General features: G+C 67.3%; 17 protein-coding genes. 10 read left to right on the top strand and 7 right to left on the bottom strand.

Annotation, left to right across the window (positions count from 1 at the left end; translation table 11 throughout):
• Window positions 1-20: 20 nt before the first annotated feature.
• On the bottom strand, window positions 21-965 hold the full coding sequence (locus Ssi02_RS37270; RefSeq protein WP_239130362.1) for a hypothetical protein: 945 nt from the start codon (window positions 963-965) through the stop codon (window positions 21-23).
• A gap of 64 nt (window positions 966-1029) precedes the next feature.
• Here Ssi02_RS37270 and Ssi02_RS37265 point away from each other — a divergent pair, with 64 nt between their 5' ends.
• Complete coding sequence (locus Ssi02_RS37265) at window positions 1030-1719, top strand: TetR/AcrR family transcriptional regulator (protein WP_204033089.1); 690 nt, start codon at window positions 1030-1032, stop codon at window positions 1717-1719.
• Between the two features lie 399 nt (window positions 1720-2118).
• Here the strand turns inward: Ssi02_RS37265 and Ssi02_RS37260 are convergent, their stop codons facing one another.
• Window positions 2119-2790, bottom strand: a complete 672-nt coding sequence (locus tag Ssi02_RS37260) for a GbsR/MarR family transcriptional regulator (protein WP_239130361.1) — start codon at window positions 2788-2790, stop codon at window positions 2119-2121.
• A gap of 184 nt (window positions 2791-2974) precedes the next feature.
• On the opposite strand from Ssi02_RS37260, the gene Ssi02_RS37255 reads away from it, so the two are divergent.
• Complete coding sequence (locus Ssi02_RS37255; protein ID WP_204033085.1) at window positions 2975-4117, top strand: serine hydrolase domain-containing protein; 1143 nt, start codon at window positions 2975-2977, stop codon at window positions 4115-4117.
• Window positions 4118-4229: 112 nt separating this feature from the next.
• Entirely contained in the window at window positions 4230-4841 is a 612-nt protein-coding gene (locus Ssi02_RS37250) for a phosphoribosylanthranilate isomerase (protein WP_239130360.1), read from the top strand.
• Between the two features lie 243 nt (window positions 4842-5084).
• On the opposite strand, the gene Ssi02_RS37245 is transcribed toward Ssi02_RS37250, so the two are convergent.
• Complete coding sequence (locus Ssi02_RS37245; protein WP_204033083.1) at window positions 5085-6236, bottom strand: serine hydrolase domain-containing protein; 1152 nt, start codon at window positions 6234-6236, stop codon at window positions 5085-5087.
• 148 nt (window positions 6237-6384) lie between these two features.
• On the opposite strand from Ssi02_RS37245, the gene Ssi02_RS37240 reads away from it, so the two are divergent.
• The 4 genes from Ssi02_RS37240 (at window position 6385) to Ssi02_RS37225 (ending at window position 11984) form a co-directional block, all read left to right on the top strand.
• Entirely contained in the window at window positions 6385-7566 is a 1182-nt protein-coding gene (locus Ssi02_RS37240; protein WP_204033081.1) for a sensor histidine kinase, read from the top strand.
• Window positions 7563-8255 carry a response regulator gene (locus Ssi02_RS37235; RefSeq protein ID WP_204033078.1) on the top strand — a complete coding sequence of 231 codons (693 nt, stop codon included), beginning with the start codon at window positions 7563-7565 and terminating at the stop codon, window positions 8253-8255. The genes Ssi02_RS37240 and Ssi02_RS37235 overlap by 4 nt, the downstream gene beginning before the upstream one ends.
• 569 nt (window positions 8256-8824) lie before the next feature.
• Entirely contained in the window at window positions 8825-9862 is a 1038-nt protein-coding gene (locus tag Ssi02_RS37230; protein ID WP_307825882.1) for an alpha/beta fold hydrolase, read from the top strand.
• Window positions 9863-10568: 706 nt separating this feature from the next.
• Window positions 10569-11984: a helix-turn-helix transcriptional regulator gene (locus Ssi02_RS37225; RefSeq protein ID WP_204033074.1), complete on the top strand. Its 1416-nt coding sequence runs from the start codon at window positions 10569-10571 to the stop codon at window positions 11982-11984.
• 224 nt (window positions 11985-12208) lie between these two features.
• Here Ssi02_RS37225 and Ssi02_RS37220 read toward each other — a convergent pair whose 3' ends face one another.
• The 4 genes from Ssi02_RS37220 to Ssi02_RS37205 are packed head-to-tail and all read right to left on the bottom strand — an operon-like array spanning window position 12209 to window position 16139.
• On the bottom strand, window positions 12209-13486 hold the full coding sequence (locus Ssi02_RS37220) for a 6-phospho-beta-glucosidase (RefSeq protein ID WP_204033072.1): 1278 nt from the start codon (window positions 13484-13486) through the stop codon (window positions 12209-12211).
• A gap of 6 nt (window positions 13487-13492) precedes the next feature.
• Window positions 13493-14512, bottom strand: a complete 1020-nt coding sequence (locus Ssi02_RS37215; RefSeq protein WP_204033070.1) for a zinc-dependent alcohol dehydrogenase — start codon at window positions 14510-14512, stop codon at window positions 13493-13495.
• Window positions 14509-15519, bottom strand: coding sequence for a Gfo/Idh/MocA family protein (locus tag Ssi02_RS37210; protein ID WP_204033068.1), 1011 nt, complete (start codon window positions 15517-15519; stop codon window positions 14509-14511). The genes Ssi02_RS37215 and Ssi02_RS37210 overlap by 4 nt, the downstream gene beginning before the upstream one ends.
• Complete coding sequence (locus Ssi02_RS37205) at window positions 15516-16139, bottom strand: polysaccharide deacetylase family protein (protein WP_204033066.1); 624 nt, start codon at window positions 16137-16139, stop codon at window positions 15516-15518. The genes Ssi02_RS37210 and Ssi02_RS37205 overlap by 4 nt, the downstream gene beginning before the upstream one ends.
• Before the next feature lie 137 nt (window positions 16140-16276).
• On the opposite strand from Ssi02_RS37205, the gene Ssi02_RS37200 reads away from it, so the two are divergent.
• From Ssi02_RS37200 to Ssi02_RS37190, 3 genes are read left to right on the top strand one after another with little or no spacing between them, the layout of a single operon-like run.
• Window positions 16277-17080, top strand: a complete 804-nt coding sequence (locus tag Ssi02_RS37200; protein ID WP_204033064.1) for a GntR family transcriptional regulator — start codon at window positions 16277-16279, stop codon at window positions 17078-17080.
• Window positions 17077-18474, top strand: coding sequence for an ABC transporter substrate-binding protein (locus Ssi02_RS37195; RefSeq protein ID WP_204033062.1), 1398 nt, complete (start codon window positions 17077-17079; stop codon window positions 18472-18474). The genes Ssi02_RS37200 and Ssi02_RS37195 overlap by 4 nt, the downstream gene beginning before the upstream one ends.
• Before the next feature lie 47 nt (window positions 18475-18521).
• Entirely contained in the window at window positions 18522-19454 is a 933-nt protein-coding gene (locus Ssi02_RS37190) for a carbohydrate ABC transporter permease (protein WP_204033060.1), read from the top strand.
• Window positions 19455-19467 lie beyond the last annotated feature (13 nt).

Here is a 19467-nt window from a genome sequence, read left to right as displayed (position 1 = left end):
CGTTTACGAGGGGGAGGATGTCAAGCTGTGAATGTCCTCGCCAGATAGCCGGCCGCCTCACCGACCGCATAACGCTGAACGGGGCCGAAATACCAGGCGGGGTCGAAGGTGCGGTCATAGCGGACGGTCACCGTGAGCCGGTCGCCGTTCCAGCGGAACTCCGCCTCCCGCAGTCGCATCCAGCGGGCCAGCGTCGTGTCTTCGACGACCGTGAAAACCGCCCTGCCGGGAGAGCTCTCGGTGATGCGAAGGGTGAGGGAACGCGGTTCGAACTCGGCGCCGAGGCCGAGGGATTTACGCGGAGTGAAGGTGATGCGGCGGGTGGCGCCCACCGCAAGCCCCTCGCCCTCGGAGGACAGCGGCCGGGGAAAACCGAGGCGGAGGAGAGGCGAGTCAACCGGGCCGAATCGAGGCGTGCCCGCCAAAGCCCTCGTCACATCGACTCCGTGAGCGGCGAGGGTCACGGACACCTCTTGTGCACGATCGACGGTCGTCACATCCACGGCGCCCTCGAGCGAAAGGGCGCCGAGAAGCGGGACGAGCAGTAATGCGTGCCGCTTGCGGTCGCTGATCGCGCCCGCGATCAGCATGACCGCCAAAGCGACCAGATAGAACAGCGGCGCGGCGATGAACAGGCAGACAATCCCCTCGCCGAGCAGCGGACCCGCCAGCGCCAACCCCACCGTCATGGTCGCCATCACGGTGCCCGTGAGGCTGGCCGGCCGCGCGAGCCACACCACCGAGAGCGCGACGACCGCCGGAATGCCCACGTAGAACAGCGCCGTCTGCTCAAGACTCCCGGCATGGAGCACCTCATAGAGCAAATAGCCCGCGAACAGCGCGAACACCGCCCCGGCCAGCACCTTCCTCGCCCGGCCCGCCGCCTTGCGGTCCGGTGCGCCTAACGAACCTTCGCCCAAAGGCCCGTGCCCTCGCGAATCGTCGGGGCCAGGGGTGTCCGGCATGCGGGACTCCATTCATCGAGCGATTTAATCGAGTGATTAAACTCTATGATGAGCTAACACGGAGATGTCAAGCGCTGAAGACGCCGGCGAGACGGCGAATGAGGACGGCCACGGAGTGACGGGAAAACAACAGTCGGGCGCCGAGACGCGCGACCGCCTCATAGACGCGGCGGCGACCGTGGTCAGAAACGAGGGATACGCCCGCGCGAGCGCCAGAACCATCGCACGCGAGGCAGGCGTCAACTCCGCCCTGGTCTTCTACCACTTCGGCGGCGTGGACCCCTTGCTGCTCGCCGCCTTGGACCGGTCCTCCGAACAACGAATGGCGGCCTACCGGGCAGCCGTCGCCGACGTGCGCACCCTGGAGGAATTGGTCGAGGCGGCCGGCGTGATCTACCGCACCGACCTGGCGGAGGGCCACATCATCCTGTTCTCCGAACTCGTCGGAGCGGGCATCGCCAAACCCGAACTCCGCGCCGAGATCGTCAAACGCTCAGACCCGTGGATCGACTTCGTGGAAGAAGCACTTGAACGCGTCATCGGCGGCACCCCGCTCGGCCGGTTACTGCCACCTCGCGAACTCGCCTACGCCGCCATCACCTTCTATCTCGGCGTCAACCTTTTCACGCGTCTCGACGCGGACCAGTCGCGGACCAATGCCCTGTTCGACCTGATGACCCGCGTGGCCCCCCGCGCCAAGCTCCTCACGATGCGCTTGCCTGGCCGTCGCCGTACGCCCTCGGTGGACAGGTGAGTTGGAGGGATGGAGAGGATCTGAGCGGGGGGGCCTGTCGGCCTCGTCAACCTTTTCACGCGTCTCGACGCGGACCAGTCGCGGACCAATGCCCTGTTCGACCTGCGCATGCCCGGTCGCCGCCGTACTCCTTCGGTGGACTGGTGAGTTGGGGGGTGGGAAGATCTGAGCGGGGACCTGTCGCCCTTATTAGGGCAGAATCGGCCTAAACCGGGCGGCGGCCGTCAGTGGGTATGGCGGGCGGGGTGAGTCGGGCGGTGCCGGCTGCGATCACGCGCGTCTTGTTCGGGATTTCTCCGCGCTGCTCGGTGTCGGCGGGCACCGGGGGCGGTGCCGTTGTGAAGCCGGTGATGAAGGACGCGTCGGGCGGCGCCGTCTCCACGGAGGGGCTGAGTCCCATCACGTCAGGAGCGGGCGCCAGCGGTCGGCAGACTCGATCATGTCGAGGCTGACGTGTTCCAGGAACGCCGCGGTCTTGGCCAGCCGTTGCCCCACGGGGCTGTCGAGCCCGTAGGTCTCGGCCGCCGCCATTGTGGCCCGCACCGTCTCGATGGTCTGCCGCCTGCTGATCAGGATGGAGTGATACCAGACGTCGTTGTCGATCACGTAGATGTCGCGGCGGTGCTGCGGATCGCGCTCGCGCCGGGCATATCCCTGCTGGATCAGGTAGTTCACGGCCACGGAGACGGCGGCCGGGCTGACGTTCAGCCTGCGGGCCAGCTCGGCGGCGGTGCGCCTGCCGTCCTTGGACAGCATCAGGTCGTGGTGGACGCGCGCGGTCGTCCTCGGCATCCCCGCTCTGACCGCCATCTCGATGATCTCCTGCTCCAGAGTGCTGGGCTGTGTGGCCGCCCGTGGGGGCGCCGGCGTGCCGCGCCGGGCCCGCTGGATCGCCGTTTGGTGCGCCTGCTGGGGCCGGTAGCCGGCGGGGCCGCCGTTGCGTGCGATCTCTCGTGTGATCGTCGAGGTCGGCCGGTCGAGCCGCCTGGCGATCTCGCGGTAGGAGAGTCCGTCGGTGAGTCCGGCCGCGATGCGCTGGCGGTCCTGCTGGGTCAGTCGTCCTCCTGGCATACCCACCAGTGTTGCCTTAGTCATCATTCATTGCAACAGAGTGTTGCTTTCAGGTGCAGCGTCATTGCGCCATTTTATCGCCGTCTACTTGGGAAAACGTCGTTTCTTGGATTGACCAAACCATGAATGCAACGTAGCTTTCGAGTTACACAAAACACGTACTATCGCGAATCGAGGAATGGTCATGAGCGACTCTCTCCCCACCGTCGGAAACACTCCCGGGACCGCCGGCGCGGACAGCGGTCAGGACCGCCCGGAGCTGCAGAAGGCCGTCCAGGAGTTCGTCGATGCCGGTTTCGCCGGGATGCAGATGCGCGTGCACGATGAGCGGGGCGAGTGGGCCGGCAGCGCCGGGGTGCGCAAGCTGGGCGAGGAGGCGAAGCCGTCGACGAAGGGGCGGTTCCGCATCGGCAGCACCACCAAGACCTTCACCGCGACCCTGCTGCTGCAACTGGTGGCCGACGGCGAGATCGGGCTGGACAGCCCGGTGGCCGACTATCTGCCCGAGTTCGGCTTGGACCGGCGAATCACGGCGCGGATGCTGCTGCAGCACACCAGCGGAGTGTTCAACCACACCGGCGAGGCCGACCCCGACGGGACGTACGTGCCGGGAATGCCCTCGGTGGGCCAAGAGTGGGTGGACAACCGGTTCCAGACCTACCGGCCGGAGGAGCTGGTGCGGTATGCGTTGTCCAAGCCCGCGCGGTTTGAGCCGGGGACGGACCAGAGCTACTCCAACACCAACTACACGCTGGCCCTGCTGCTGATCGAGAAGGTCGCCGGCCGCTCTTACGCCGAGGAGATGCAGCGGCGGATCCTGGGGCCGCTCGGACTGTCGGGCACCGTGGCACCGGGGGCCCAGCCGCAGATCCCCGGAGCGCACGCCCACGGCTACTACCGATACGAGGACGCCGGCGAGTGGAAGGTGGCCGACGTCACCCGCCAGAACCCCTCCCTGCTGGCCGGCACCGGTGACCTGATCTCGACCACCCGGGACCTCCACACGTTCGTCTCCGCACTGATGAGCGGCAAGCTCCTGCCGGCCCCGCTACTGGCCGAGATGCGCACACCGCACGGAATCCTCGGCTACGGCCTCGGACTGTTCGTGCAGGACCTGGGGCCCGATGGCGGCGGCACCGTCTACCACCACAACGGCAGCACCCTGGGTTACGGGGCGCTGATGTACAGCACACCCGACGGCACCAAGACCCTGACCGCCTCGCTGACCGGCGGCGACGCCGCCGTCGACCTGATGCAGGCCTTCCCGAAGGCCTTGGAGAAGCTCCTGAAGGAGGTGTTCGGCAGCGGACAGGCCGGGCCGGCTTGAGCGGACTCGCTCTCGCTTCGCGCGTATGCGGCGGGCCGGCTTGAGCCACTCGCTCTCGCCGATCGCCTCCAGCCGGTCCTCGCCGCCCGTTGACGCCTGAGAGCATTGGGTCATGACAGAGCCGCTGTTCATCAAGGTATGCGGTCTGCGGACCGAACAAGACGTGGACACAGCCATCGAAGAAGGTGCCGACGCCATCGGATTCGTCTTCGCCGAGAGTCCACGCCGCATCGACACCACCCTCGCCCTGAAATTGGCGCGGCGGACACCGGAGCATGTGCTGACCGTTGGAGTCTTCCGCAACCAGCCTCTGGAAGAGGTGCGGTCCCTGACGGCCGGCAGCGGGATCCGCGGCATCCAGCTGCACGGGCAAGAAGGCCCCGACTACTACGAGGCACTCAGCCGGGAAGGGCGGACTCTGATCCGCGGAACCGCCTACTGCGAGCCCGCGCCGCGTTGCGGCGAGTTCGGTGAGGACATTCTCCTTCTTGACGCGCCCATCCCGGGCGCAGGCATCGCTTGGGACTGGACCAAGAAGCGCTCGGACTCTCCCCGGGAACAATGGCTCCTCGCCGGCGGTCTGACGCCGAAGAACGTCCAGGACGCCGTGCGAGCCGTCCAACCATGGGGAGTGGACGTCTCCAGCGGCGTTGAGAAGACACGCGGCGTCAAGGACCCCGGACTGATCGCGTCGTTCATCAGAGCCGCCCGGTCGGCGATATGACCGATTGATCTGTACAGAACACCCCAGGATGACCTTGTATCTCTGGAACTCGGTCAACCAGCGGCTCCATGCCCTCGCCGAGTGGTCCCTGACAATTCAGAGGCACAAGACTTGATCACGCGGCGAGGACGGACTCCCTGTCCGAGGTGTTCTTTGCATCCGGGTACCGCGTTTCCTCCTCCCGCCTGAAGTCGAGGGTCTCCACGCTTCAGGAGTGCAGTTGATCGACCTACTCGCCGCAGGTCACTTGTCGCAGAGCGCCGATTCGATGAGCTTGTCGACCGTGTTCTGCACCCGGCGGGCGGTGGCCTCGTCGGTCGACTGGCTGGACATGGACACGGTCACCGCGCGCGAGCCGTCCTCGGTCACCGCTTGCTTGGTGGAATAGCCCAGATCGTTCCCCCCGTGGCCCCAGTACGTTCCGCCGCACGGCAACGGCCGGGAGGAGATGCCCAGCCCGTACCGAGCTCCCGGCATGTACTTCTCGAAGATGGGCGTCGGCACCGTCTTCTTCATCTCCGCGAGAGCCTCGGCCGAGAGCACCTTGCCGCCGAACAGCGCGCGGAAGAACCGGTTGACCTCGGATGTCGTGGAGATCAGGGCGCCGGAGGCGTCGCCGTCGCCGTGGCTCGTGACGTCCTCCAGCCCATCGGTGAACTGGCGGTATGCCCTGGCATGAGGCTGCGGCATGTGCGTCCAGTCGCCGCCCCACAGGGTACGGCTGAGCCCGAGCGGGCGGGTGATGCGGCGTTCGACCTCCTTCTGCCAGGGGTTGCCGGTGACCTTTTCGATGAGCATGCCCGCGAGGTTGTAGCCGGCGTTGGAGTACATCCACCCCTCACCGGGCTTGAACAGGGGCTTGAGCTTCATCGCGCGTTCGACGAGCTGCTTGTCGGTGTAGCGGTCGAAGCGGTGCTCGCGCCACTCCTTAACCGTCTGGTAGTAGGGAAGGCCGTCGGGCAGTCCGGCGGTATGTTGCAGGATCTGCCGCACCGTGATCGCGGACCCGTCGTTGCCGTTCCCCTTCACCACGCCGGGCAGCCATTTCTCCACGGTGTCGTCCAGGGACAGCTTGCCCTGGTCCGCGAGCTGCGCCACCACGGCGGCGACATACGTCTTGCTGGTGCTGGCGATCCTGAAGTATCCGTTCTTCGGAACCGGCCGCTGGGACCGGACCGAGGCCCTGCCGCTCACGGCCACCAGGTCCCGTTCGCCCTTAACACTCACCCGGGCCTGCACGCCGACGATCCCGACGGCCTCCAGAGCGTCGACGTCGCGCTGGAGCGAGGCTGTGCCGTACCCGGTGTCCGGGGCCGCCACGGCGGGAGCCGCGGTGGTGAGGACGGCGGCGGCGGCAAGGACGGTACCTGCGGTGCCTGCGGTTTTCCATTTCATGTTTCAAGCCTAGAAACGCGATCATGCCGGAAGCTCGACCTCGGGAACGGTCTGCGTCCGGCCCCGAGGAGGATCTCCCCGCTGCCTGCGCAACTTTGGATGCCTCCTTGACCGCGTGGTGCTTGGGCTGCTCTACGCTGGGCCTCTCGTGACCACCTCCGCTTTCGAGCCGGTCCTCGCCCACATGCGGCGGCTCATCCGCCGCCCTCGCGTCCGCGACGGCCTGTTCCTAGGCGCCATGACGGTCCTCGGCCTGCTGGTGTGGGCGGCAGAGGGCGTCCCGCCTGCCCTGGAACGGGTGCCTATGTCCGCGGTGCTGCTGCTCGGCCAGACGCTCCCGCTCCACTGGCGGCGCTCGCACCCGTGGACCGTCCTGACCGTCGTCACCTGCGCCCACGTGCTCCACGAGGTGGCCACCATGCCGTTCGCCGGCTACAGCGAGGGGATGTTCGCGGTCGTCGCGGGATACTTCGTCGCCCGATACGGCGGCTCACGCACCTTCGCCGCGGTCCCCGTGGTGGCCCTCGCGGTGGTCGGCCCCCCGCTCCTTCTCGACCGTTTGGGCCCCGCGCCCGACGTCCTCACCGTCGTGATGGTGGTCGGGGTGAGCGTGGGCGTGTGGATGCTCGGCGAGTCTCACCGCCGCGTCCACGCCCATGCCGGGCGGCTGGCTGAGATCGCCGCCCGCCTCCGCGCCGAGCAGGATCGGAGCGCCCGCAGGGCCGTCGCGGCCGAGCGTGCCGGCATCGCCCGCGACCTGCACGACCTGGTCGCCCACCACATCAGCGCGATCTCCATGCAGGCCAAGGCCGGCGCCGAGGCCCTGCCCGACGACCCGGGTCTGCACGCCATCGGTGTCCAGGCCGACCGCGCCCTCGAGGAGATGCGCCGCCTCGTCGGCCTGCTCTCCGCCTCCGCCGACTCGGCCGACGGCGGCGCCAGCCCGTCGCTGCGCCACCTGGATCGCCTGGTCGCCACCGCGGAGGCGGCCGGCTGCGAGGTGCGGTTGGGCAGCGGGGGCACGCCGGGCGACATATCCGCAGCGGTGCAGGTTACGGCCTACCGCATCGTCCAGGAGGCGCTCACCAACGTGCTCAAGCACGCGGGCCCCACTACGGTCGACATCGACGTACGGCAAGAGCCTCGCACCCTGACCCTGTCCGTGACCAACGGCCCTCCCGCAGCCCGCCACAGCTCGCTGCCCGGCTCCGGTCTCGGTCTGATCGGCATGCGCGAACGCGCCGCCCTCTTCGCCGGCACCCTGGAGGCGGGTCCGACGGTGGCGGGCGGCTGGCGCGTCGAGGCCGTCCTCACCTGGGAGGAGTCTTGACTCCAATCCGCGTCCTGATCGCCGACGACCAGGAGCTAGTCAGGAGCGCACTGAAGGCCATGCTCTCCCGCCGCGCCGACCTGAGCGTGGTGGGCGAGGCCGCGGACGGATGGCAGGCCGTCGATCAGACCTTCGCCCTCAAACCCGACCTCGTGGTGATGGACGTGCGCATGCCAGGCCTCACCGGCGTGGAGGCCACCGAGCGCATCCTGCGCGACTGGCCCCACTCCGGCCCGCGCCCCCGCATCCTTGTCCTGACCACCTTCGACCACGACGAGTACATCCACTCCGCCCTGCGCGCGGGCGCCGGCGGCTTCATCCTGAAGACCGCGACTCCCGACCAATTGGCCGACGCCATCCGCGTCGTCGCCGCCGGCGAGGCCATGCTCGCCCCCAGCGTCACCCGCCGCCTCATCGCCGCCTTCGCTACGGTCCCCGCAGCCCTCCTGCACCGGCCGCCCCGCCCCGACGCCGCCCGCCTCGCCGGCCTCACCCAGCGCGAACTGGAGGTCCTCATCCTCGTCGCCCAGGGCCGCTCCAACGCCCAGATCGCCGAGGCCCTCGACCTGACGGTCACAAACGTCAAGAGTCGCATCAACCGCATTCTGACCCGGCTCGGCCTGGAGAACCGCGTCCAGGCGGCCATCCTCGCCTACGAGAACGGACTCCTCGACGGCCTGACCTCCTAGTCGCGGCTCAGCACCTACCTGGTGCTGAACGCCGTCTTCGCCGAGGCGGTCAAGGACGAGCTGATCGGCCGCTCCCCGGTCGCCGACATTGAGCTGCCCGAGATCGTGCAGGCGCGTGACTTCGAAGGGAGTCGGATGGTCAGGTGTCCGGTGCCGCGTGGAGTATCACGTCGGCCACGGCAAGCGCGTCGGCAACCAGGTCGTCCCTGCGTTCCGGGCCTGCGGACAATCGGACAGGCCCGACGGAACCCGGACGTGGCGCAATTGGTTCCTCGCTGAGTTTGCCCGGCGCGTGGGGGGTTCCGAGAAGCGAGGTGTGGTGCGCGTGATGCCCTCTTTTCCTAACGTGCAGGGCTCGCGTAGGTGGCCTCGGAAGGGAGCTCTCAGATGATCTTGAACAGAGGTCGCGAACTATGCCCTGTGGCAGATGTGGCGGAGGCGGCGGCGGCTTAGCGTTTGGGGCCATCAAGCGGTGCTCGCCGCGGTCCCTAGTTCTAAGGATCCCTCATGAACCGGCCTAGATCAGCCATGCTCGCCCTGCCACTCCTGATGGCCACCTTCCCATAGCTTTGTGCGGAACAGGCCCTCTCGCCGCCACTCCCGACAACAAGCGCGCATACGACGAGGTCCTCAAAACAAACACCGCCGACACCGAGCGTTGCCGCAACGCCGCTCCCGAGCTCTTCGCCAACTTGGACTCCGCCACACAAGCTCGCGATATGGACGCCATTCGTGCCGCACTCGGCGAGGAGAAGCTGACCTATCTCGGCAACTCCTACGGTGGCGTGCTCGGAGCAAGCTATGCGCGGTTGTTCCCGAAGAGGGTGCGCGCAATGGCGCTGGACAGCGTGCCCAACCACGTGGTGCCGGTGGCGAAGTCCACACGGCTGCTGTATCAGGGCGTGGAGCGGACGTTCGCGCGCTTTGCCGACTGGTGCGCGAAGTCGGCTGACTGCGTGCTCCGCGGGAAGGACGTCGCGAAGACCTGGCGAGCGGTGCTGCGACAGGCCGACCGAAATCCCCTCCCGGGAGCTCCGGCAGCCGGCGACCGTCGTTACGACAGCAAAGACCTCAAGGTGCTGTCGCAATTGCTCATGCTGCGGGAGGCCACTTGGCCGGCATGGGCCGCAGCAATCAAGAGGGCGTCCGAAGGAAATGCCTCAGGGTTCGACCCGCAAGGCCGAGGCCTGATGCGGCAACCCAGCGCCATGCTGGCGACCAGGTGCGCCGACGGTTATTCCGTCGACGGCTATGCCGGCTACCGCGCGTCGTTGGCCCGCTCCGCAAAGGTGTCGCCCCACTTCGCAGGCATATGGGAAAGCGGCGTCCTCAGCTGCTCCCCGTGGGCCAAGACCACCAACCCGCTCGCCCCCCTGCCAGGACACAAGCTCCCGCCGCTGCTGGGCATCGGCCCCGTCTACGAACACGACTCCGTGCGCGGCATCACCGACCAGGTCCCCGGCTCCGTCACACTCCGCTACGACGGAAACCTCCACGGCCCCTACGTCAACGCTGGCGACAAATGCGTCATCGCCCACGTCAACCGCTACCTGATCGACGGCAAGCTTCCCGCTGCTGGCGCCAGGTGCCCGGTGGCGGTGACGTGAGCCTGCTGGCATACGACGTCGGTTGCCGACGTGACAAACACGCTCGGGAAAGTCGTCCACAAGTGATCGACAACAAGCGCCCTGCTTCGGGCGCCAAGTACCCAGCGCTGGTGATGTGAGCCTGCCGGGATACGACGTCGGTTGCCGACGTGACAAACACGCTCCGGCAAGTCGTCCACCTGTCTGATCGGCAATAGGCTTCCTGCTCCCGGCGTCATGTGTGAGGCGACGGTGAAGTGAGCCTGCTGGCATACGACGCCGGTTGCCGATGTCACAACGTGATCGGGCGAGGCGTGCACCTATCTGATCGACGGCAAGCTCTCCGCTCCGGCCGTCAGACGGCGTGCCGCCCTCATCGCCTCCGGGCGATTGAGGCGCCGTGGATCATCTGGCGGAGCAGGCTGGGAGGAGCCTCTTCACCTGCGGCTTCGGAGTTCTCGTGTGAGCCTGCCGCGGCGAGCCGCGCCTGGAGCTTCTCCGGTCGTGGTTTCGGAGTCCTTGCGTGAGCCTGCCGCGGCGAACCGAGCTTGGAATCTCTGCGGTCGTGGGTTCGGGGTTCTTGTGTGACTCTGCCGTGGCGAAGCGGGCTTGGAGCTTCCCCGCCTACGGCTTGGGGTCCTCGCGTGAGGAGTCCGTGGCGAACCGGGCGTGGAACCTCCCCACCCGAGGCAACGGAGTGTGGCAGTCGGAAAGTGATACTGGAAACATGAGACGACCTGCGACTTTGCGGCTATGGCCGTCCCGGGCCCTGCGGGTGACGGCCGCCTGGCGGCGGATTCCGCCGCTGCGGCAGGACATTCTGCTTGCTTGCGCGGTGGCGGTGTTCGCACTGGTGGTCTCGGTCGCGGATGGGTGGTCGCGCGGTCGGTCGATTGTGATCACGGATGTGGGCGAGGCGGCGAGGTGGGTGGTGCCGATCCTGGCGATATGCGCCCCCCTCGCCGTGCGGCGGCGGTTTCCGCTGGGGGCGGTTGCCGCCACGGGGGCGATGGTGCTGGTGATGGGCGCGGCCTCGGAAGTGGACGACGCCATGTGGGTGGTGGGTTTGGCCGTGGCCTCCGCGGCCTACCATCGTCACCGGCTTCGGACTGTGCTTCTGGTCGTGTCCATCGGCTGGGCCGTGGTGCTCGGTGTCGGCGAAGGAGCACCTGGTGTGGTGACCATGTTGGTCTACGCCGCTGCCGGCGCCACGCCTGTCGCCGTCGGATATGCGTTGAGGTTGCGGGCCGAGCGTGCCGTGCAAGCCATACGCCTGCAACGTGCCAGGGAAGAACGGGCGCGGTCGCAGGAGGCTGCACGCATAGCCCGCGACGTCCACGACATAGTCGGCCACCACCTCAGCGCGATCCGACTCCAGGCCGTCGGCGCCCGCCGTTCACTCGCTGGACGCGACTCGGAAGCGGAAGAGGCGTTGAGCGGCATCGCCGACCTGTCGGGCGAAGCACTGGCGGAGATCAGAGCATGGCTAGCCACGCTAGTGCCGTCCGACACGGGCGAGACACAACAAAGAGGACTGGCCGACTTGGCTGCGCTGGCAGAACGTAGCGGGGGGACGGAGCTGACGGTGGCACTGCACATGGAGCCCGGCTTGGAGGGCATCGTGCACTCCGAGGTGGAGGCATGTGTCTACCGCGTCATCCAGGAGGCACTGACCAACGTCGCCAAACACTCCACCGCCAAGGCAGCCACAGTCAAGGTTCGTTCAAGGGGCGGCGGCCTCAGCGTAACCGTGGACGATCCTGGGCGGCAGCACAAGCCGTACGCCGGAGCCGTGGGCTTCCTCCTGAAGGATGGCGACCCCGACCTCTACCTCGCGGCGATCCGCGCGGCACATCGAGGCCAGGGCCTGATAGATCCACAGGTCACCCGAAGGCTCGTCCGTCGCTTCGCCGCACCCCCGGTCCGCATCGGAGAGGAGGAGTTAACGGTCCGGGAGGTGGAGGTGCTGCGTTTGCTGGCGTTGGGGTGGTCGAATGCGGAGATAGGCGAAAGCCTGCGCATTACAGCAGGCACGGTAAAGACCCACGTGTCTCACATCTTCGGCAAGATCGGTGCACGCACCCGCGTCCAGGCTGCTATCCACGCCTACCGGTCTGGGCTGGTGCCGGTCGAGGATCGGTGATTTCGGACTTGTGCCTTCCCAAGAACGTGTCATGCACGTGAACACCCATGCGTAGGCGTGCGACAGCGACACGTCTACGTACGGTGTTCCAGGCACTCGGCGTGCGTGCCTACACGTAGGGACCGGGAAGGCACTGGGCGGTGGTTGGCCAATCGGTCAGGCCAAGGACGATATGGAGTTGCAGTGGCCTGCCGGTTTCGTCGGGAGACGCCTGCGGCCTGTGCCTATGCGTGGGTAGCGAAGGGGGGCAGATAAGGGAGGTTGGCGGCGAGCATCTCGTCCAAGAGGGGGACGGCGGTGTCCCAGCCCGGCACGAGGGGGTTGGCCAGGAGGGCGGTCAGGGCGTCGGCGCGGTTGCCGGTGAGGGCGGCCTGGACGGCTAGGTCCTCGTAGGCTTTCGCCTTCTGCACGATGCCTCGTGGGCCGGGGGCCAAGGGGGACAAGGGAAGGGGGCTGGCTCCGGCGCGGGTGATGCGGGCCGGCACTTCCACGACCGCGTTGGCCGGGAGGTCTGGGAGGGCGCCGTCGTTGCGCACGTTGACGACCTGGATGTCTCCCGTGTCGGCGTGGAGGGAGGCGACCAGTTGGGCGGCGGCTTCGCTGTAGTAGGCGCCGCCGCGCTTGGTCAGGAGTTCGGGTTTGTGGGCCAGGGCAGGGTCGCGGTACATCTCCAGCAGGCGGCGTTCGATGTCGGTGACCTCTTCGGCCCGTGTGGCTCCGCCGCTGTGCTGTTCGGCCAGCACGGTCGGGAACATGTAGTAGTAGCGCAGGTAATAGGAGGGGATGGCGCCAACCGAGTGGATGAGTTCGGCGGGCATGTCGACGCTCGACGCGAGCATCTCGGCCTGTGCGGCCAGGAGTTCGGGCAGCCGGTCCACACCGTCGATCCGTACGGCACGTTCCCAGGTGAGGTGGTTCAGACCGACGTGTTCGAGTTCGACGCGTTCAGGGGCGACGCCGAAGAAGTCGGCGAACTGCCGCTGGAAGCCGATGGCCACGTTGCACAGGCCGATGGCGCGGTGGCCGGCGTCCAAGAGCGCCTGGGTGACGATGCCCACCGGGTTGGTGAAGTCGATGATCCAGTGGTCGGTGTTGGCGCGCCGGGCGGCGCGTTCGGCGAGGTCGAGGACGACGGGGACGGTGCGCAGGGCCTTGGCGAGGCCGCCGGCGCCGGTGGTCTCCTGACCGATCGTGCCCCATTTGGGAGGGATGGTCTCGTCGAGGTTGCGCGCGGCCTGGCCGCCGACGCGGAGCTGCACCAGGATGTAGTCGGCTCCGTCGAGCGCGGCGTCGGTGTCGGTGGTGAGGGTGAGGCGGCCCGGCCATCCGAGCCGGTCGAGCATGCGCCCGGCGAGCCCGCCGACGACGTCGAGCCGTTCGCGGTCGGTGTCGAGCAGGACGAGTTCGCCGACGGGCAGCCGGTCGTGGCGGGTGGCGAATCCTTCGACGAGTTCGGGGGTGTAGGTGCTGCCTCCGCCTACTACGGCGATCTTTACGGTCATCGTTCCCTATCTCTGACCAGTCGAAATCGCTGACCAGTCGAAGCAGAGTGCCCCGGCGGGTGCGGCTTCGCGCAGGTCGCGGTAGACGTCCTCCGCCTCCAGAGGAGAGACCCGTCCGGAGATCATGTCGGCGGTGCGGAAGGTGCCCGCGGCCAGGCGGCGGAAGTAAAGGTTGGTGATGTTGTCCCGGTTCAGCGGGCCCGCGGCGGGGTCGTCGGAGACGATGTCGGCATGTGCGCCGAGGATGGTGAGCGAGTTGCTCACCACGCCGGGGCCGAGCATCTGCCGCGACGGTGTCGGGGTGTCGCCGAGCAGCACGACCCGGCCGAGTGTGCGCGCCAGCCGTACGGCCTTGGAGAGCACGGCGGGGCTGCCGGTGACGTCGAAGACGACGTCGGCGAGGGTGCCGCCGGTGAGCTCGGCGACGGTGGCGAGGGCGTCGGCGGCGGTCGCTCCGATGGTGTCGGTCGCGCCGTGGGTGTGTGCCATGTGGAGCCGCCGGTTGTCGGTGTCGATCGCGATGACACGCGACGCCCCCTGCAGGACGGCATATTGCACGACAAGTTGCCCCACCGGTCCGAGGCCGAGCACCACGACCGTCTCACCCATGGCGATGGCGGCGCGGGCGGTCCCGGCGGCGGCGGTGACGACGAGCGGCACCCACACCGCCTCCTCGTCGGACACCCCGTCGGGCACGGCACGGGCCTCACCGGCCTTCAGCGTGACAAACTCCTGGTGAGCGGCGTAGCTCTGGATCCGATCGCCGGGGCGCAACCCCGTGACGCCCCGGCCGACCTCCTCGACGACGCCCACCATGCTGTAGCCCGGTCGGAACGGATATTGCACCCATTCCTCCCAGTTGGACCCCGGGTCGAAATCGCCGCGCAGGCAGGCTAGCTCCGTCCCAGGGCTGATCAGGGACAGTGTCGAGCGGCACAACACCTCGCCGTCCCCCGGCGACCCGATGTCCTCACGTGCGACCTTCACGGTGTGTGGCCCGGGAAACTCGACATACAACGATTTCATTGGCCCCTCCCCAGGTACACGGTCTGCCCTTCGGCCGCGCTCTTGTACGCGGCCTCGATGATCTGCATGGATGTAATGCCGTCCGCTGCGTCCGGCGAGGGATGCGCCCCTTCGCGGACCAGCTCGAAGAACGCCCGCATCTGCCCGTCATAGCGCTGCTGAAGTGCGGTTTCGGTGAGCTCGGCGGAGAACCCCGCCTGTGCCTCGGGCTCGGCACCGGTCTTGACGAGTGTGCCGGGGAAGGTCTGCGCGTATGCCTCGGTGCCGCACACATGCACGCTGCCAGAAGGCCCCGGCGCGTAGGGGTGCCACCAGCCCGCCTCCACGCTGGAGCTGGTGCCGTTGTCCCAGTCGATCGTGAGGATCGCCGTGTCGTCGACCGGCAACTCCCGATAGAACGTTCCAATGCGTGCCGTCACGCGCAGCGGCTGCGGATCACCCAGCACGAACCGGCTGGCGTCGATGGCGTGCACCCCGAGGTCCAGCATCGCACCACCCCCCGCGAGCACGGGGTCGGTGAACCAGCCACCCGGCCCAAACCCGGCGTGTACGGCATAAGCCGTCGTGTGCACCGGCCGCCCAAGTGTGCCGTCGCGCACCAGATCGCGCACCCACCGCACCTGCTCGTCGAAGCGCAGGCAGTGGGCGAGCATGACCCTGGCACGCGGCCCGCTTTCGGCGGCGGCGATGGCGGCCGACTCGGCGACGGTCATCGCCATGGGCTTCTCCAGCAGCACTGGAATGCCCGCTTCGAGGGCCTTGGTGGCCTGCTCGGCGTGCAACACGTTGGGCGTGGCGACGATCAGCGCGTCGATGTCGCCGTCGGCCAGCAATGCGTCGATGTCGAGGTATTGGCGGCGGAAGCCGTACCGCTCGGCCAGTGCGGCCAGGGACTCGGCGCGGTGGTTGACGGCGGCGACCAGCTCGCCGCCGGCGGTGGCGACGGCGCGGGCGTGGTAGTCGGCGATGTAGCCGGTGCCGGTGATGGCGACGCGTGGGCGGCTCACGTGAGCTCGTCCATGCGCACGAAACGGGCACCTGCCGCACGCAGACCGTCGATGACCAGCGGTAACGCCCGCCTGGTCGCGTCGGTCCACGGATGGAACAGCACCACCGCGCCGTCGCCGTGCGCGGTCGCCTCTTCGATGACGGTGCGGGCGACCTTCACGCCGGTCGCCTTGCTGCGCCAGTCAAAGGGGTCCACGTGCCACCTCGTCTCCTGATAGCCGAGTTTCTCCAGAACCGACAGGACTGTTGGGTCATGGGTGCCGTCGCCGTACGGGCAGCGGAACCACGGCCGGGTGTCGATCCCGGTGATCCGGCGAATCGCCTGTTCGGCGGCGCGCACATCCTGGGCCAGCCCGTCGGGGGCCAACCAGGTTGACTTCGCGTGGTGATGGGAGTGATTGCCGACCAGGTGACCCTGCGCGGCGATCGTCTTGGTGAGTGCGGGATATGCCTGAGCCCAGCGCCCTTGGATGAAGTGCGTGGCCGTCACGTCGCGTTCGGCGAGCGTGTCGAGCACGAGCTTCGTGCCGTCGGGGTGGGCGGGATGGTCGGAGTGTTCGACGTCGAAGGTGAGTGCGACCCGCCATGGGGCCGGGGGGTGGTGAGGGGACTCCGTCACGTCTGGCCTGCCTTCGGGGAGAAGGAAGTCGATGCCTGCCGTCTTGACAGTGATACCGACCGTAACGAATATTGCTGACAACATTATCATCAAGCAACTGCTTGGCAAGAGTCCGACTCGGAAGGGACTTCGCAAGAATGGCCCGTTTTCGGCTGGAGGCCGGCCCCACCCCCCTGCACCACCAGGTGTATCTCGACTTGAGCTCCGCGCTCGACGAGGGAGAGTGGCAGCCTGGCGACCGGCTACCACCGGAGCGGGAACTCGCGCGCCGCTACGGATGCAGCCTCATTCCAGTACGGCGTGCCCTCGACGAGCTGGCCCGGGAAGGCCGCCTGGAACGCACCCGGGGCCGCGGCACGTTCGTGTTGCATCCCCGGCTCGAAGTCGACCTCGCCACAAGCGAGAGCTTCGCCGACCTCATGCACATGCACGGCATGGACCCCGACACCAGGCTGGTCGACTCCTCCGTCGAACCCGCCGAGGACGCGGTGGCCGCCGCATTGGCTCTTCCCCCGGCGGCGCCGATCATCTACCTTGAGCGTCTACGCATCGCGGACGGGAATCCGCTCATCCTCGAACAGGTCTATCTGCCGGGGGAGCGGTTCAGGGGACTGCTCAACCACGACCTGGAGCGCAACTCCCTCTACAACCTGCTCGTCGAGCAATTCGGGGCCCGGTTCGTCCGCGCTCACGAGACCATCGAACCCATTTTGCTTCGCCCGCACGAGGCTCGCCTGCTCAACAACCCTCCCGCGCGGCTGGCGCTACTCGTTGAGGGGACCGCTTTCGGTCCGGACGGCGAGCCCATCGAATTCACCCGCAGCTACATACCCGGTGGCAGGGCTCGTCTGTCCTTCGAGAGGAAAATCCTTCGCCGCCAATGGTCCACCGGCGCAGACGGCGCCGGAGGGGACACACATCCCCCTGAAGGAGACACATGAAAATCCGACTTCGACTTCTCGCCGCCCTCGGCGCCACCGTGTTAGCTCTCGCGGCATGTGGATCGGGCTCGGACGCGGGTTCGGGCTCGGGTTCGGGTTCCGGCTCGAACGCGGCGCCGGTGGAGATCCGATGGTTCTGCTGCCTCGGCACCGGTGAGCAGGCCGAACAGGTCAAGGCGCAGCAGAAAGTCGTCGACGACTTCAACCGCAAGCAGAAGAAGATCAGGCTCAAGCTCGAAGTCGTCACCTACAACGTGGCCCGCGACACCCTCGCGACGCAGATCGCCTCCGGCAACGGGCCCGACATCGTCGGCCCGGTCGGCATCGGCGGCGCCGCGGCCTTCAACGGGCAGTGGGCCGACCTCGGGCCGCTCATGAAGGAGGCCAACTTCGACCTCAGCCCCTTCGAGAAGGGCAGCGTCGACCTCTATCGCATCGGCTCGGTGCAGGAAGGCATCCCCTTCGCCATCTACCCCTCGACGGTCTTCTACAAGGCCGACATGTTCGAGGAGGCGGGCCTCGCCGTACCTCCGCACAAGTACGGCGAGAAATACAAGTGGCCGGACGGCCGCGAATCGGAGTGGAACTACGAGACCCTGAAGGAACTCGCCCGCAAACTCACCGTCGACAAGAACGGCAAGGACGCCACCGAGTCCGGCTTCGACGCCAAGAACATCGTGCAATACGGCTTCGAACCGGCTCGCGACGACCTTCGCTACCAGGGCTCCGCTTTCGGTGCCGCCTCACTGGACTCCGGCGACGGCAAGACCGTGAAGATCCCCGACACCTGGGCCGACGCGTGGCGTTACTTCTACGACTCCATGTGGAAGGACAAGTTCGTCATGACCGGTCAGGTCTTCGAGACCGACCAGTTCAACGGCGAGGGCGCCGCGTTCTTCTCCGGAAACGTCGCCATGAGCGTGAACTTCCTGTGGTCGACCTACGGCGTGGCCGGCGCGGGCAAGGACTGGAACGTCGCGGCGATGCCCTCTCACAAGGGTAAGACCACCTCTCCCACCAGTGCCGACACCTTCCGCATCCTCGCCAAGAGCAAGCACCCCAAGGAAGCCTTCGAGGTGCTCAGTCACCTGGTGGGGCCCGCCTCCAACGAACTCCTCGCCGCCTACGGCGCGATGCCCGCGCGCACGGCCGACCAAGACGCCTTCTTCGACGTGCTGGCCAAGCAGTTCACCAACGAAGTGGACTGGCAGGTCGTGAAGGACAGCGTGCAGTTCGCCGACAACCCGCACTCCGAATTGCACACCCCGAAGTACAACCAGACCCTCACCATCCTCGGCACCTATCGCAGCCGGTGGATGACCAAGAGCGGGCTCAACATGGACAACGAGCTCAAGAAACTGCAGGACGAGATCCAGGCCGTCTGGAACAACTAACCCCTCGACACCCCCGCCGGCCGCGCCGCCTCGTGAAAGGCTTCCCGTTGACCGCCATCCGTATCCGCCGACGGCCCCCGCTGACCGGAATGGCCCGTCGGGAAGCCCGACACGGGTTCCTGTTCATCCTGCCCTGGATCATCGGGTTCGTCGTGTTCACCCTGACGCCGATGGTCGCCACCTTCGTCTTCACGTTTCTCAACATCTCGCTTGAGGACCAGGGCCCGGTGCGATTCGTCGGCCTGGACAATTACGCCCGCCTGCTCGGCGACGAGCAGGCGTGGGAGTCGCTCTGGGTGACCACGAGATACGCCCTGATGTGGTTGCCCGTGGTCGTCGTCCTGCCGTTCCTGCTCGCCCTCGTCGTCAACAGCAGCCGCGTTCGCGGCACGGGGCTGCTGCGAGTCATGTTGTTCATGCCGTATGTCGTGCCCTTCGTGGCAGGCGGGCTGATCTGGCAGAACATGCTCGTCGAGGACGGCTGGGTCAACAGCGCCCTGCAATGGATCGGCATCAGCGATCCACCGAGCTGGTGGAACGACGCCACCTGGGTCACCCCCGGCCTGGTGATGGTCGGGCTGTGGGGGCTCGGCGCCGGCATCATCATCAACCTGGCCGGCCTGCAGGCCATGCCCAACGACCTTTACGACGCCGCCCGGCTCGACGGCGCGGGATGGTGGCGGCAACTCGTCAACGTGACCGTGCCGATGATGTCACCGGTCATCTTCTACACGCTGATCCTCGCCGTCGTGGAAGTGCTCCAGTATTTCCTCATCCCGCTGGTGCTCTTCAACGGCACGGGTGACCCCGACGGCGCCACCCGCTTCTTCAACCTCTACCTGTATCAAACCTTCTTCACCTACCAGGAGATGTCCTATGGGTCGACGCTGGCCTGGCTGCTTTTCGTCATCACGCTCATCGTGACCCTCGTGTTGTTCCGCGCCTCCCGGCGCTGGGTCTACTACCGCAGCGAGAGGTGACACCGTGAAGAGA

This window comes from Sinosporangium siamense (assembly GCF_016863435.1).
GTDB lineage: Bacteria > Actinomycetota > Actinomycetes > Streptosporangiales > Streptosporangiaceae > Sinosporangium > Sinosporangium siamense.
The sequence above is the reverse complement of the archived record's forward strand: the minus strand, read 5'-3'. Positions and strand labels throughout refer to the sequence as shown.

Excerpts from the sequence above, each read along its gene's own strand:
- Ssi02_RS37270 (WP_239130362.1), bottom strand. The coding sequence starts at position 965 with ATGCCGGACACCCCTGGCCCCGACGATTCGCGAGGGCACGGGCCTTTG.
- Ssi02_RS37265 (WP_204033089.1), top strand. The coding sequence starts at position 1,030 with ATGTCAAGCGCTGAAGACGCCGGCGAGACGGCGAATGAGGACGGCCAC.
- Ssi02_RS37260 (WP_239130361.1), bottom strand. The coding sequence starts at position 2,790 with ATGCCAGGAGGACGACTGACCCAGCAGGACCGCCAGCGCATCGCGGCC.
- Ssi02_RS37255 (WP_204033085.1), top strand. The coding sequence starts at position 2,975 with ATGAGCGACTCTCTCCCCACCGTCGGAAACACTCCCGGGACCGCCGGC.
- Ssi02_RS37250 (WP_239130360.1), top strand. The coding sequence starts at position 4,230 with ATGACAGAGCCGCTGTTCATCAAGGTATGCGGTCTGCGGACCGAACAA.
- Ssi02_RS37245 (WP_204033083.1), bottom strand. The coding sequence starts at position 6,236 with ATGAAATGGAAAACCGCAGGCACCGCAGGTACCGTCCTTGCCGCCGCC.
- Ssi02_RS37225 (WP_204033074.1), top strand. The coding sequence starts at position 10,569 with ATGAGACGACCTGCGACTTTGCGGCTATGGCCGTCCCGGGCCCTGCGG.
- Ssi02_RS37220 (WP_204033072.1), bottom strand. The coding sequence starts at position 13,486 with ATGACCGTAAAGATCGCCGTAGTAGGCGGAGGCAGCACCTACACCCCC.
- Ssi02_RS37215 (WP_204033070.1), bottom strand. The coding sequence starts at position 14,512 with ATGAAATCGTTGTATGTCGAGTTTCCCGGGCCACACACCGTGAAGGTC.
- Ssi02_RS37200 (WP_204033064.1), top strand. The coding sequence starts at position 16,277 with ATGGCCCGTTTTCGGCTGGAGGCCGGCCCCACCCCCCTGCACCACCAG.
- Ssi02_RS37195 (WP_204033062.1), top strand. The coding sequence starts at position 17,077 with ATGAAAATCCGACTTCGACTTCTCGCCGCCCTCGGCGCCACCGTGTTA.